The sequence below is a fragment of the Bradyrhizobium sp. LA6.8 genome (genome assembly GCF_040547935.1).
Classification (GTDB): domain Bacteria; phylum Pseudomonadota; class Alphaproteobacteria; order Rhizobiales; family Xanthobacteraceae; genus Bradyrhizobium; species Bradyrhizobium barranii.
This window is the reverse complement of sequence record NZ_JBEPQQ010000006.1, coordinates 415035-429167: the sequence shown is the minus strand read 5'-3', so window position 1 is coordinate 429167 and position 14133 is coordinate 415035. Positions and strand designations below refer to the sequence as shown.

Annotated in this window: 12 protein-coding genes; 7 read left to right on the top strand and 5 right to left on the bottom strand. The window is 64.9% G+C overall.

What is annotated here, in order from left to right; translation table 11 throughout:
• The first annotated feature begins 42 nt into the window (after positions 1 to 42).
• A complete protein-coding gene (locus ABIA90_RS28490) occupies positions 43 to 1215 on the top strand; it encodes a M20 aminoacylase family protein (RefSeq protein ID WP_085404318.1) in 1173 nt (390 codons plus the stop codon).
• A gap of 67 nt (positions 1216 to 1282) precedes the next feature.
• On the opposite strand, the gene ABIA90_RS28485 is transcribed toward ABIA90_RS28490, so the two are convergent.
• Entirely contained in the window at positions 1283 to 3136 is a 1854-nt protein-coding gene (locus tag ABIA90_RS28485) for an ATP-binding protein (protein ID WP_354120586.1), read from the bottom strand.
• A gap of 201 nt (positions 3137 to 3337) precedes the next feature.
• On the opposite strand from ABIA90_RS28485, the gene ABIA90_RS28480 reads away from it, so the two are divergent.
• Positions 3338 to 4699: an ABC transporter substrate-binding protein gene (locus ABIA90_RS28480; protein ID WP_354120587.1), complete on the top strand. Its 1362-nt coding sequence runs from the start codon at positions 3338 to 3340 to the stop codon at positions 4697 to 4699.
• Positions 4700 to 4768: 69 nt separating this feature from the next.
• Here ABIA90_RS28480 and ABIA90_RS28475 read toward each other — a convergent pair whose 3' ends face one another.
• Entirely contained in the window at positions 4769 to 6094 is a 1326-nt protein-coding gene (locus ABIA90_RS28475) for an LVIVD repeat-containing protein (protein WP_354120588.1), read from the bottom strand.
• Between the two features lie 71 nt (positions 6095 to 6165).
• Positions 6166 to 8073: an acyl-CoA synthetase gene (locus ABIA90_RS28470; RefSeq protein ID WP_354120589.1), complete on the bottom strand. Its 1908-nt coding sequence runs from the start codon at positions 8071 to 8073 to the stop codon at positions 6166 to 6168.
• A gap of 248 nt (positions 8074 to 8321) precedes the next feature.
• Here ABIA90_RS28470 and ABIA90_RS28465 point away from each other — a divergent pair, with 248 nt between their 5' ends.
• Positions 8322 to 9434 (top strand): SecDF P1 head subdomain-containing protein, encoded by a 1113-nt coding sequence (locus tag ABIA90_RS28465; RefSeq protein WP_354120590.1) that lies wholly within the window; start codon positions 8322 to 8324, stop codon positions 9432 to 9434.
• A gap of 262 nt (positions 9435 to 9696) precedes the next feature.
• On the top strand, positions 9697 to 10503 hold the full coding sequence (locus ABIA90_RS28460; RefSeq protein WP_071912420.1) for a Crp/Fnr family transcriptional regulator: 807 nt from the start codon (positions 9697 to 9699) through the stop codon (positions 10501 to 10503).
• A 13-nt stretch (positions 10504 to 10516) separates the two neighbouring features.
• On the opposite strand, the gene ABIA90_RS28455 is transcribed toward ABIA90_RS28460, so the two are convergent.
• Positions 10517 to 11158 carry a glutathione S-transferase family protein gene (locus ABIA90_RS28455; protein ID WP_354120591.1) on the bottom strand — a complete coding sequence of 214 codons (642 nt, stop codon included), beginning with the start codon at positions 11156 to 11158 and terminating at the stop codon, positions 10517 to 10519.
• Positions 11159 to 11306: 148 nt separating this feature from the next.
• Positions 11307 to 11858, bottom strand: coding sequence for a cytochrome b (locus ABIA90_RS28450; protein WP_354120592.1), 552 nt, complete (start codon positions 11856 to 11858; stop codon positions 11307 to 11309).
• A gap of 170 nt (positions 11859 to 12028) precedes the next feature.
• On the opposite strand from ABIA90_RS28450, the gene murI reads away from it, so the two are divergent.
• From murI to ABIA90_RS28435, 3 genes are all read left to right on the top strand, one after another.
• On the top strand, positions 12029 to 12826 hold the full coding sequence (gene murI / locus ABIA90_RS28445; protein ID WP_354120593.1) for a glutamate racemase: 798 nt from the start codon (positions 12029 to 12031) through the stop codon (positions 12824 to 12826).
• A gap of 61 nt (positions 12827 to 12887) precedes the next feature.
• Positions 12888 to 13661, top strand: coding sequence for an HpcH/HpaI aldolase family protein (locus tag ABIA90_RS28440; protein WP_283016989.1), 774 nt, complete (start codon positions 12888 to 12890; stop codon positions 13659 to 13661).
• A gap of 69 nt (positions 13662 to 13730) precedes the next feature.
• Entirely contained in the window at positions 13731 to 14114 is a 384-nt protein-coding gene (locus ABIA90_RS28435; RefSeq protein ID WP_354120594.1) for a cupin domain-containing protein, read from the top strand.
• Positions 14115 to 14133: the final 19 nt, after the last annotated feature.

Sequence of the window (14133 nt, the reverse complement as noted above, 5' to 3'; positions counted from 1 at the left end):
CGCTACGCTAACCCACCCCACGAACAAGAAACGGATCCCCTCATGCCCATCGTCAACCGCGTTGCCGCCCTCTCCGACGAAATGGCCGCCTGGCGCCATGACTTCCATGAGAACCCGGAGCTGCTCTACGAGGTCCATCGCACCGCCGGCATCGTCGCTGATCGCTTGCGCGAATTCGGCTGCGACGAGGTGGTAACCGGCATCGGCCGCACCGGCGTCGTCGGCGTGATCCGCGGCCGCAAGTCCGCCTCCGGCAAGACCATCGGGCTGCGTGCCGACATGGACGCGCTGCCGATCATGGAGACGTCGGGCGTCGCCTACGCCTCCAAGGTCCCCGGCAAGATGCACGCCTGCGGCCATGACGGCCACACCGCCATGCTGCTCGGTGCCGCCAAATATCTCGCCGAGACGCGCAATTTCGACGGCACCGCGATCATGATCTTCCAGCCTGCGGAAGAAGGCGGCGGCGGCGGCAAGGCGATGGTCGAGGACGGCTTGATGACGCGCTGGAACATCCAGGAGGTCTACGGCATGCACAACATGCCGGGCCTGCCCGAGGGCCATTTCGCGACCACGCCCGGCGCGATGCTGGCCTCGTCCGACAACATCCAGATCACCGTCCACGGCAAGGGCGGCCACGCCGGCGCCGGTCCGCACAAATCCGTCGACAGCGTGCTGATCGGCTCGCAGATCGTCAACGCGCTGCAGTCAATCGTCGCGCGCAACGTCGATCCGCTGAAGTCCGCCGTCATCTCGATCACGCAATTCCACTCCGGCACGGCCTTCAACATCATCCCTGAAGTCGCCGAGCTCGGCGGCACCGTCCGCACGCTCGATCCTGAAGTACGCGATCTCGTCGAGCGCCGCATCGGCGAGGTCGCCGAAAGCGTCGCCCGCGCGTATGGCGGCTCGGCCGAGACCAAGTACACGCGGATGTATCCGGTGACGATGAACCATGCGCGCGAGGCCGGCCTCGCCGCCGACGTCGCCCGCGACATCGTCGGTGCCGAGCGCGTCAACGACAAGTTCATCCCGATGATGGGCGCCGAGGACTTCTCGTTCATGCTGGAAGCGCGTCCCGGCGCGATGATCCTGGTCGGCATGGGCGACGGCAACGAGTGCCATCACCCGGCCTATGTCTTCAACGACAACATCCTCGGCCACGGCGCCTCCTACTGGGCGCGCCTGGTGGAGACGCGGATGCCGGCGGGCTAGCGCCGCTTCGCTGCAATCGTGGCCCCGGCGACAATCCCGCCAAAGGGCCACGGCCACGCGGAGCCGGTCATCGAGCCGCAGAGCGTTGGCCCGTTGGCTCATCCGCCTCCAGCGGGCGAGATGCGGTCTCGTCTGAGGCGAGAGGCAGGGTGAACTGGAAGAAGGCGCCCCGCGGCTCGTTTGCGCCGGCCCACATCCGCCCGCCGTGCGCCTCGATGATCGAGCGGCAGATGGCGAGACCCATCCCCATGCCTGTGGGCTTGGTGGTGTAGAAGGCTTCGAACAGGCGATCCACGTTCTTCGGATCCAGCCCCGGACCGGAATCCCGCAAGGTGACGTGGACGCCGTCGGATGCATCCCGACCGGTGCTGATCAGCAACTCCCGTCCCCCCTCGCCGACCGCGGCCATCGCCTCGATCGCGTTGACGATCAGGTTGAGCACCACTTGCTGAACTTGAACCCGGTCGGCCTGAATCGGCGGCAAGCCCTCGGCAAATTGCATTCGCACCGAGACGCCGTTCTTGAACGCTTCGCTGCGTGTCAGCGCGATGACCTCAAGCACCGCCGGGTTGATCTCCAGGGTCTCTTTTTGCGGGGGCGCGTTCCTGATGAGCGCCCGGATCCGGCCGATGATGTCGCCGGCTCGCATACCATCACCGGTGATCCAGTCGAGGGTCTGTCGAACCCGCTCCAGGTTTGGCGGTCGCGCCTCCAGCCAATTCAGCCCGGCCTCGGCGTTCGCCACGATCGCAGCGATCGGCTGGTTGACTTCATGGGCGATCGAAGCGGTTAGCTGTCCCATCGTGGTGACGCGATTGGCGTGCGCGAGCTCCATCAGCGCTTCACGGTAGCGCCGCTCGTGTTCGCGGCCTTCGGCTTCCGCCCTCTTGAGAGCCGTCAGATCAAGGACAAAGCCGACGCCATGATCCGTACCTTCTCCGAACATGGTCCCGCCGATCAGCACCGGAACACGGCTTCCGTCCTTCCGCACATACTCCTTCTCGAATGGCTGGGCCGTCCCGATCCGCTTCAGTTCCGCCACGGTATGCAAGTCGCGGTCGCGCCATTCCGGCGGCGTGAGGTCGGTCCGATGCAGGCGCCCTGCGGCGAGATCTTCCCGGTCGTATCCCACGATGCGCAGGAAGGCATCGTTGGCCTCGAGAATGCGCCCCTCGACTTCCCAGATGATGATGCCGATGATGTTGGCATCGAACAGGCGCCTGATCTTGATATCCCGTGCTGCAACATCACTCTGGAGCTGGATGTTCTCCTCGGTCGCCTCTCTCCGCCGTTTCGCTTCGAGCCGCGCGAGCGCTAGCGCCGCTGCGGCCAGCGCGACGACGAGGACAACGGCGCCGGCGATCAGCCAGGTCCAGCGTTGCTCGAATGCTTCTGCGCGCGCCTCCCGGCCGGCGAGCCGAAAGCGCTCGTGATCCACCATCTGGTCGATTTGCGAGCGGATCTCGTCCATGCTGCGGATCATTGCCAGCGCGGCCAGCCCGGACGTGCCGGCCGTCTTCAGCAGCTCGTCGATCTCGCGCAGCGTGGCAGTAACGGTCAGCGCCAGATGTCCGGCCCGAAGGCCCTGCAACGGATCATCCGCCACCAACATCTGCAGCGCCTGAGCCTCCCGCCGTACACTTTCATCAGAGACGCCGTAGGCCTTGAGATAGGCGGGGTCGAGGGTCATGAGATACCCGCGCCTTTCAGTCTCCAGTTCCGCGACGATCGCCCGCAGCCGATCAAGCGTTTCGAGGACCTGGCGGCTATGCTCGATGAAGTGATGAGCTGCTTGCCGCTCCTGCCAATATTGCAGGCCGAGGAAGCTGGTCGCGGCAAACAGGGTCACAAGCACTGCGACCGCAAGGATCAGCGGACGAGCAAACCATCGCAGAGGCAGGGTCCGAACAGGAACGGACATTGACCGTGGGTCTTCGATGCTCGTGTGACCGCGCGTGTTCTGGTGCCGACGCCAGAGCATGATGGGACAATAGCACGGATAGAGAGGGCGGAAACCCGACATTCATCGGATACGCCGGAGGTCGGGCCGTGATGTCGCAGGGCTGCGGCCCCGTTCGTGTGCTATGAATGAATGCCCTTGGTTGATTCAAGGAGCATGATCATGGCACAGGGTGAAAACTCATTGAGCCATCCGGCGAGCCGCCGCAGTTTCATCAAGGGACTGGGGGCGGCTGGCGCGGGCCTGACCGCGCTGCCGCGATGGAGCTTTGCCGAGGATTCCGCTGCGGCTAACGCCAACGCCGCGATCGACTGGAAGCAATTTGCGGGACAGACCATCGCACTTTCGGGTGCGATCCATCCGTGGTCGAATGCGATCGCGCCGCTGTTGCCGGAGTTCACCATCCTCACCGGCATCAACGTCAGCATCGATTTCCAGCTGGAAACCACCTACCTCGGCGCGCTGCCGATCAGGCTCGCTCGCGGCAGTAGCACGCCCGACGTCTTCATGTTCACGACCTATGGCCAGGGCATCACGAACGGATGGGTGGAGCCACTGAACGGCTATTATTCCATGAAGTCGCTGACCGACCCCGCCTGGTATGACGAGAGCGACCTGCTCAAGACGGCCCGCGCCTTCCCGCTGTGGTCGGACGGCGAACGGTACGCGGTCCCGATTACCTCAGAGGCGACGACCCTGTTCATCAACAGCGATGCGCTGGCAGCCAAGGACCAGCCGGTACCCCAGACTTTCGACGAGCTGCTTGTCACCGCCAAGGCGGTCAAGAGCAACGGGATGTCGGGGATCGCGATGCGGGCCCAGGCGAGCGGCAATTCCTCCCCGCCAGCCATGGGCTTCCTGTTCTCCTACGGTGGGGCCATGGTCGAGCACAACAGGGTCGTTTTCGCGAGCCCGGAGGGGATCGCGGCCGTCGAGATGTACGGACAGTTGCTCGGTCAGGCCGGGCCTGCCGGCGTCGGCAGCTACGAATGGTACCACGTGCTGGACGACTTCCTGCAGGGGCGGACGGCCATGGCGATCGACAGCAGCAACTTCGCGACCGACATTTCCAATCCAGCGAAAAGCCGTGTCGCCAAGCAGGCCGGGTTTGCAACCTTTCCGCATCTCGCCGGTCGCGGCCCCGTCCCCTTCATGTCGCACTGGCAGGCGTGCATCAATTCCAAATCGCGAAACAAGCGCGCGGCTTTCCTGTTCCTGCTCTGGGCGACGAGCAAGGCGACCTCGCTGCAGACTGCTGCAGCAGGGCTGGCGACGACACGCGTGTCGGCCTGGTCGAGCGAGGGCTTCAGGAAGGCGTTCGGTTCGCAGGCCGCCGAGGCGGCGCTGATCAATTTGCAGAATGCCGACGTCGACCGCGCCAAGGCGATTCTTTTCCATCCGCAATCAAGACTGATCCTGGACGCCTTCATGATCGGCGTGAATGAAGTGGTCAACGGTGCGAAATCGGCCAAGGATGCGATGACGGGCGCAGCCGAAAGGGCCAATGCGGCGATCCGCGGGTAACGGCGAGGCGTCGCCCGATCGGAAGAGGTGGCCACGGCGGACAAGTCGCCGACTCCCGCTGCGCGGCGATTACCCCTGATATTGCAGCACGTGCATTCCGGCATTCCAGTCCGACACGAACATCAGCCCGTCAGGCCGGACATAGGCGTCGCAGGTCTTGGCCGCGAGCGCGACGTTCGGCCGGGGATCGATCAGCTTCTTCGGTACCGGCGGCACCCAATACGCGATCTCCTTCGGCGCAAACTGATCCCTGACGTCAAACACCCTGACGCCGGCATTGTTGTAGGTCGCGAAAATCGTCTCCTCGCTCTGGAAGGAGCCGGGGCGGTTCTCATGCAGATTATGCGGACCGAAGGTGCCCTTCGCACAGAAGTCGCGATCGCGTGGCGTCGGCAGCGTCGCGATCGGCACCGGATTTTGCGGCGCGCGCACGTCAAGCACGAATGTATGAAACAGGCCCTTGGCGCATTGATCCGCATTGGCTTCGTCCGCGACGATGGCGAGCTGACGCTTGGGCAGCGGCAGCGGCGTATGCGTGCCGCCGGCGAAGGGCGGCGACCAGTTGATGTGCGAGAGCAGCTTCGGATTGGCGGGATCGCCGATGTCGTGGATGGTGAAGCCGCCGTCGCGCCAGGCGGCATAGCCGCGATCGCCCGCCGTGATCATGTGATGCAGCGCAAAGCGCTTGCCCTTGGGCGTCGCCGGCTCGCCGGCCGCGCGGTTCATGCCCGGCAGCCACCATTTCGCGACGATCTCCGGCTTGGTGATGGTCTTGAGATCGACCACGCAAAGGATGTGGTCGGTGAAGCCGTCGAAATGCGCCGACACATAGGCATAGCGGCCGCCGGGCCACCACAGCCGGTTGATGCCGAAGCCCGGCATTTCGAGGAACGCGACCTCGCGCATCTCGCCCGGTTTCGAGATGTCGTGGATCGACAGGCCGGAGCGGAATTTCTTGGCCTTGGTGATGCTGTCGGCGAGCGAATTCTCGAAATAGCCGCGCATGCTGTCGTAGGACTGCATCGCGACGATGTTGGCGCCGTTCGCAAGCAGCAGCAGGTCTTCCGCCACCTGCAGATGGTGGGTGCGGGTGTATTGCCCGGCAGTGAAGAAATTGACCGGTTCCAGTGCGCGCGGATCGGACGCGTCCAGGACCGTCACGCCGTCGCTGAACATGTGTCCGACATAGACGTGCTGCCGGTTGAACATCACCTGCACGGTGTCGGGCCGGCCGCCGACGTCGCTGTACGAGATATGCTTGATGCCCTTGCCGATGCCCTCCGGCGGAATGTCCGGCTCTGACGCCCATACCGGCCGTGACAATCCGGACAGCGCAGCGGATCCGAACACGGCCGACAATTGTTGAAGGTGATGGCGGCGAGAGAGTTCAGGCATCGGCTTCCCCCCATTTTTTGAGAAGATGATGCGCGCTCGCGGCGAGGCGCGCAAGCCTCGCGTGCCCTTACCTACGCCTGCACCACCTCGTGCCGCATCACGAACGGATCGAGCAGCGTGTGCACCTCGCCAGCGACTAGTTCGCGCTGGTCTGCCGGCAGGCCCGCGAGCGTCACAGTGGCGATCGAGCCGTGGCTGCCATGCGCGCCGACCTTCACCTTGCAGTCGATGCCGCGCGCGATGATCGGCGACAGCACCTTGGTGAACACCCGCTGCGCGGCGTCCCAGCGCAGCTGCGGCTTGAACACCTTGCCGACGCCCGTCACCGGCATCGGGTCGATCGGAATGACCTGCACCGGAACGGCGGCGCGCTCCGGCGTCCGCTCGCGCACCCAGGCTTCCAACTCGCCCGGCTCGACCGTGGCGCCCGGCTTCAGCTGCACATAACCGACCGGCAATTCACCGGCATAGGCGTCGGGCTGGCCAACCACGGCGGCGAAGCCGACGGCGGGATGGCGAAACATGATCTCTTCGATCGGCGCCGGATCGATATTGTGGCCGCCGCGGATCACGAGATCCTTGGCCCGGCCGGTGATCCAGAGGTAGCCGTCGGCATCGAGACGTCCGAGGTCGCCGGAGTTGACCCAGACCTCGTCGACGAACGCGCCCTTGTTGTGCTCGTCGTTGAGATAGCCGCCGAACACGCCGGGCCCGGCCATGATGACGACGCCGATCTCGTCGGCTGCGCAGTCGCGGATCAGGCGACCGTCGGCATCGAGCTGCACGATGCGCACGCGCGCGTAAGGCATGGGAAGACCGACCGAGCCGAGCCGGATCGGCCGGCTGGGATAAGCGAGCGTGTGCACGCTCGAGGTCTCGGTCATGCCGTAGACCTCGACCACCGGCAGCTCCAGCTTCTCCTGGATCGCCGAGCCGACGGCGACGGGAATCGCCGAGCCGCCGCCGGCGGCATATTTCAGGCTGGAGATGTCCGCATTGCCTTGCGGCACCGCAAGCGTCGCCGCCAGCACCGTCGGCACGCTCGACAGCGCCTCGGGCTTGAAGCGCTCCACCAGCCCCCAGATGTTCTTCACCGAATTCGGGTTGCGCCAGCCGCTCGGCGACAGCACGACCAATGAGCCGCCGGCGGACAGCGTCAGCAGCACCTGCGTCAGCGATCCTCCGACATGGAATAGCGGCATGCCGAACAGCATGTTGGCGCCGGGCTTCGACTTCAGCAGCAGATTGAGCGCCCAGGCCTGATAGACCTGATTGGCGTGGGTGTGCCGCACAAGCTTCGGCGTGCCGGTGGTGCCGCCGGTGTGGAAATAGGCGGCGATGTCGCCACCCAGAATCTTGCGCCCGCTGATAAGCCGGTCGGACGGCTGCTGCTTGATCAGGTCGTTGAAGGCGAAGATGCCCTTGTCCGGATCGCCTCCGCCGAACACCTGCACGACCGCCTTGAGATGTTTCAGCTGCGGGCGGATCTGCTCGACCTTTTGCCAGATGTCGGTGCCCGGCATCGGCCCGAGCGCCACCAGGATCTTGGTGTTCGCGGCCTCAAGGATCTCCGCGATCTGGTGCGGCTCGAGCAGCGGATTGACGGGATTGGCGATGCCCGCGGCCTCGGCGCCGAACAGCGTCACGAAGGCGTCGGGCACCAGCGGCAGCATGAAGCTGACGACATCGCCCTTCTCGACGCCGAGCGCGTGAAACATGTTGGCGGCCTGCGTGACGCGCGCGACGAAATCGCGATAGGTGACCATCACAGGCGTATCGGCCGGATCGGCATTTTGCAGGAACTGGATCGCGGCGCCGTCGGGATTGCGCGCCGCACCGAGCCTGATGGCGTCATAGGTGCTCTCGGCCGCGACGCGATCGGCGTAAGGGACCTGCTCGAAGGCCCGGACCTCTGCGTCCGTCGCGAAGTCCGGATAGTCGTTGCCGATGAACCGATCGAGCGCGTGGATGCCCGCCATGGAATTCCGTCCTCCCTCAGATGCATTTCCCCGCCCCCTGTCTTTTTGACATTTTGGTCGGCGAGGCCTCGGCCGATGGCCGGTCGAGCGCGGACAGAATGATGGATGATTGAGCGTTCGTCCATGGCCGAACGGCTACGGCCGTAGCACGCGTCTTCGAGGCCATTGAACCTCCCCGCCCGATCCGGGGACCAAGAACATGCATCGGACTCCCCTGCCAGCGTCCTGCCGCAAGACTTGAGGAAATCATGACCACGCCCCCGCGGGATCGCGTCACACGGCTGATTGTCGCGCTCGCCGTGACCTCGGCGATCATGACTTCAGCGATCATGACTTCGGCGATCATCCTGCCTCGCGCGGCGCGCGCCGAGGACGGCCAGTTCGACAAGATGCGTGCCAGGATCGCCGCCTTCGTCGCCGACAAGATGGAGAAGCTGGGCGGCTCGCGCATCGTCTACAAGGTCGATACCGACGGCTTGCGCGAAAGCGTCGTCACGGATTTGCGCGACGATGTCTACAAGACCCTGCGCGAGGGCAAGATCGCCTTCTCCGGTCTTGCGATCCGCGACGCCGGCGTGGAGGTGAAGATCGCGGATGCCAAGGGCCGCGAACAGCTCGCACGCAAGCTCGCGTCGGCCGCGGAGGGATTGCCGTCGCATGCGCTCACGGTGACCGATGGCGGCGACGGACTGGTCAGGCTCGCTCCGACCGATGCCGCATCCGCGGCCCGGCTGCGCGATCTCGTCGAAGATTCCATCGCCATGATCGAGCAGCGCCTCAAGGATGCCGGCATCAACCTCGCCAGTGTCCTGCCGGATGGTACGGATCGCATCCGCATTTTCATCCCGGGCATGATGGAGCCCGCCCGCGTGACCGCGGTCTTCGCCAGGAAGGTCAAGGTCAGCTTCCGCCTGATCGACGTCTCGATGCCGGCGGAGCAGGCGCAATCCGGTACGCCGCCCACGGGCACCGAAGTCCTGCCCGGCTTCAAGGACGAGCGCCATTACTTGGTCGCCAAGGACAGCGCGCTCGACGGCGACGACATCAGCTATGCCGGCCCGGGATTTGCCAGCGGCACGAAAGACCCGATCGCCTCGTTCCGCTTCAACGGCCGCGGCACGCGGCGCTTCGCCCACGTCACCGAAGAGAACATCGGAAGGCCCTTCGCCATCGTGCTAGACGGCAAGGTGATCTCCGCCCCCGTGATCCGCGAGCCCATCACCGGCGGCTCGGGCCAGATCTCCGGCAATTTCACCCTGGAGGAAGCCAATAGCGTCGCGATGCTGCTGCGCGCCGGTTCGCTGCCGGGACACCTCGACCTCGTCGAGCAGGAGGTCGTGCAGCCCGCCGCCAAGCCGTAAGGGCCGGTCGCCCTGCGCCCCCGCCCCGTCGGGCGCCACGGTCCACGACGCCGAAGCCCGCGCCCCCCGGGGGCCCCGAATCACGGGCGCGCCACGGCCATGCGCACAACCAACGGGCAATTGCCGAAACGCCCGATCAGGCTAAAATTTGCCTCTTGCGGCATGGCGGCCGAAGGCTTCATTTCAAGCGGTCGTCATTCGATTTCGGCTATACGTGTCGAGCATACCGACCAGGACTGAAGGCCTTACGCGGGGTTAGTACATGCCGTCCGGCAGCGCAGACATTTCCTCGATCCTCGACCGCATTCTCGATGCGGCGACGGACAACCTCAGGATCGCAAAGATCCTGGTCCAGATGGGCCTCGATCCCAACAACGTCACCTACGACGCGATCTTCAACCGCCTGCTGGAGATCTTTGTCCAAAACATTACGCTGGCCAATCTGTTCGCCGCGGTCGGCGCCGGCTTCTTCGTCGCCACCCTCCTGATGCGGACGATGGTGCCGCTGCGCGTCGCCAACATGGTCGGCTGTGCATTCTTCGCCGTTTTCGGCGCGCTCTCGGCCAACGTCTCGACCTTCCTCCTCTATCTGTTGCTGCTTCCGATCAACGCCCTGCGCCTGCGGCAGATGCTCAAGCTGGTCAAGAAGGCGCGCCATGCGGCCGAAGGCGACATGTCGATCGAGTGGCTCAAGCCGTTCATGACCGAGCGCAGATATCGCAGTGGCGATACGCTCTTCAAACTGGGCGATCCGGCCAAGGAGATGCTCCTCACGGTCACCGGCAAGTTCCTGGTCAAGGAGATCAATGTGGAGATCGGGCCCGGAGCTCTCATGGGAGAGCTCGGCTTCCTCACGCCGGACAACCGGCGCACCGGAACGATCGAATGCGTCGAGGACGGACAGGTGCTGACGATCACCTATGACCGCTTGCTCGAGATCTATTTTCAGGACCCGCAGTTCGGCTATTACTTCCTGGTGCTGACCAGCCAGCGCCTGCTGCAAAACATCGACCGCTTGCAGAAGCAGCTGGCGAGCGAGCGGTCAACGACCACGAACCGGATCGCGTGACCGGCGCCGCGGCTCAGCTCAGCAGCAGCGCCATTCCCGGATCGCCCTTTTCCATCGCGCGCCGGTAGGCCGGGCGGGCACCGACGCGGCCGAGATATTTGATCACATTCGGGCAGCGCGACAGGTCATAGGGCTGGAAGTAGCGCATCGTGGTGAGCGAGAAGCCCATCATGATGTCGGCGGTGGTGAAGGTGTCGCCCGCCAGATATTCGGCGTCGCGGACGCGCGCATCGACCAGGTCGAAGGCGCGGTCGGTACGCCCTCTGCTCGCGGCCAGCATCGGATTGTCCTCGGCGAGCTTGAGCCGGTTCAGGATCATCAGCCGGCCCATGCCGGCCTGCAGCGTGCCGTTGGCGAAGTGAAACCAGTACAGGAACTGCGCGAAATCTGGATGATCAGGGCGGAGCGCAAGGCGCCCATCGCCGTATCTGGCCATGATGTAATCGACGATGGCGCCGGACTCGGCGAGCACGAAGTCGCCGTCGGTGATCACGGGCGCGCTCCCGATCGGATGCAGCGCCTTGTAGTCGGGCGGCGCCAGCATGGTGACGGAATCGCGCGTGTAGCGCTTCAGTTCGTAGGGAATTCCCAGTTCCTCGCAGAGCCAGACGATGCGCTCGGATTGCGACTTGCCGAGATGGTGGACGGTGAGCATGGCGCCTCCTGCGACCGTGAGTTGGACCTGCCGTGATGTCCGCATCTTAACCCGTCATTGCGAGCGCAGCGAAGCAATCCAGACTGCGACCGCGGAAAGACTCTGGATTGCTTCGCTGCGCTCGCAATGACGACGTGGAGGGACCGCCCTACCCCGCCTCGTCCGCCACCATCCGCGCCACGACGCGGTCGCGGCGGATGAAGTGGTGCCAGAGGGCAGCGACCACGTGAATCGCGATCAGCGCCAGCAGCACATAGGCAAAGAGGATGTGGCGATCCTCATAGGCGCCCGCCGCCACACGGTCGGGAGAGGTGAATTGCGGCACGTGAAACAGGCCGAAGAAATCGGAATAATCAGGCGTACGCGCGCCGGAATGCGCCCAGCCCAGCATCGCGACCAGGATGACCACGAGATAGAGCACGCCGTGGCTGACATGGGCCGCGATCTTCTGCCAGCGCGAGGTTTCAGGCGGCATCACGGGCGTCGGGTTGACGGCGCGCCAGACCAGGCGCAGCACGGTCAGCAGCAGGATCACATAGCCGATATCGGCGTGGATCGAGCGGTAAAAGAAGCGGTCGGGACGCGCCGGGATGTGGTTCATCCACCAGCCGAAGCCGATCATGGCGAGGATGGCCAGCGCCAAAATCCAGTGCAGCCACCGGGAAACGCTGCCCCAGCCGCTACTGGTATTTCTGATCATGTCGGCTCTCCGGAGTTTTGCGGATATGTCCCCGTCCGCAGCGCAGCTGCTGATAGCGGGAACTTGCGGCAACCGTGAAATTGAATCGTTCCAAACTGGTCCCAAGCGGGCCCCGCCGCAAAACCGCCCCAAAAACCGAATGGTAACCATGGTGCCCTTAAGGTAGCGACGTGACCTATTCCCCGACGATCCTGGTGTTCGATTCTGGCCTTGGCGGACTCACGGTGCTCCGCGAGGTCGTGGCTGCGCGCCCGGACGCGCATTTCGTCTATGTCGCCGACGATGCCTTCTTCCCCTATGGCCACCACAGCGAGGACGAGATCATCGCCCGCGTCGTGCCTCTGATGGGCGAACTGATCGGCACGCACGATCCTGACCTCGTCGTCATCGCCTGCAACACGGCGTCCACCCTGGTCCTATCTCACTTGCGCGCCGCTTATTCCCTGCCCTTCGTCGGCACCGTGCCGGCGATCAAGCCCGCCTGCGCGCAGTCGAAGAGCCGCCGCGTCTCGGTGCTCGGCACCAAGGGCACGGTGAAACGCGAATACACCAAGGCACTGATCCGCGATTTCGCGCTGGGTTGCGAGGTGACATTGGTCGGCTCGCCCGAGCTCGCCTCTCTGGCAGAAGCCGCGCTCAGCGGCCATCCGATCAGCGACGGCGACATCCTCGCCGAACTCGCCCCCTGCTTCGTCGGTGATCCCGCGGACGCGACATCGCGCACCGACACCGTGGTGCTCGCCTGCACGCACTATCCGCTGCTGCTCGACCGGATGAAGACGCTCGCGCCCTGGCCGGTCGAATGGATCGACCCCGCGCCGGCCATCGCCCGCCGCGTCTCCGACCTGCTCGGCACGCAAATCGGCGGCATCGCGCAGTCCGGCGCCGAGATGATCTTCACCTCGAACCGCGTACATGGGCTTTCGGCCACGCTGACGCCGTTCTTCGGCGGACGCGCACTGGCCTGACCTTGCGCCTCGACGGCGCGCTGCTAGGTTTCGCCGTCGCCATCTTCGCAGGTTCATCCCCATGTCGGTCCCCGCAGCGCCGCTCAACCGTCTCCGCCAGCTCTGGAGCGAAGGGCGCCCCGCCTTCGGCGCAATCGCGACGATCCCGAGCGTGCAGACCGTACAGATCATGGCGCGCTCGCTCGACTGGATCATCGTCGACCTCGAGCATGGCCCGATTGGCTTGACCGAAGCGCATGCGATGATCGCCGCCACGACAGGCACGCCGTGCACGCCCCTGGTGCGGATCGCGGCGAACGAGCCGTGGCTTGCGAAAGCGCCGATGGACATCGGCGCCTTCGGCATCAATTTCCCGATGATCACCAATCGCGCCGAAGCTGAGAAGGCGGTGCGCAGCGTGCGCTATCCGCCGCGCGGCGATCGTCTCTGGGGTCCGTTCCACGCGCCGTTCCGCTGGGGCCAGTCGATGCCGGACTACATGGCCGGTGCCGACGACGAGATGATCTGCATGATCACCATCGAGCATGTCGAGGCCGTCAATCGCATCGACGAGATCATGGCGACGCCGGGCATCGACGTCGCGGTGATCGGCCCCGGCGATCTCGCGACGTCCATCAACAAGCGCGGGCAGATGGACGATCCGGAATTGCTGGAGCTGGTCGCCCGCGCCGAGGCCGGCATCCTCAAAAGCGGCGTGCCGATCGGCGGCGTGGCCCGCACCGCAGACCAGGCCAACGCCCTGGTCGATCGCGGCTATCGCGCGATCGCGCTGGGTTTCGACTGGTCGCTGTTCCAGCGCGGCATCATGGCGGCGTTCGAGGGGATCAAGCGCTGAACGAGCCGATCGCGGCCTTGCCCGGAACTGCGGCGCTGCTAGGGTCGGCGGTTCTAGGGAGGAAGAACCATGCTCAAAAAGACTTTGCTCGCTCTCGCCTTTACCAGCCTTGCCGTTGCGGCCTTCGCCCAGCAGACCGGCATCAAGCGGACCCCGCTCCAGAAGGTCGAATTTCCCGACGGTTACAACACCATCACCGCCATCGCAGAGGTCCCGGCGGGCGGCGCGGCCGGACGCCATACCCATCCTGGGGTCGAAACCGGCTACGTGCTCGAAGGCGAGCTGAATCTCCTCATCGACGGCCAGCCGGAGAAAACCCTCAAAGCCGGGGATTCCTACCAGATCCCGGCAGGCGTCGTGCACGACGCCAAGGCTCATGGCGACAAGGCCATGAAAGTACTCGGGGTTTACATCGTCGACAAAACCAAGCCGCTAGCCTCGCCGGCGCCCTGATGCGGCGAACCGACCGGCG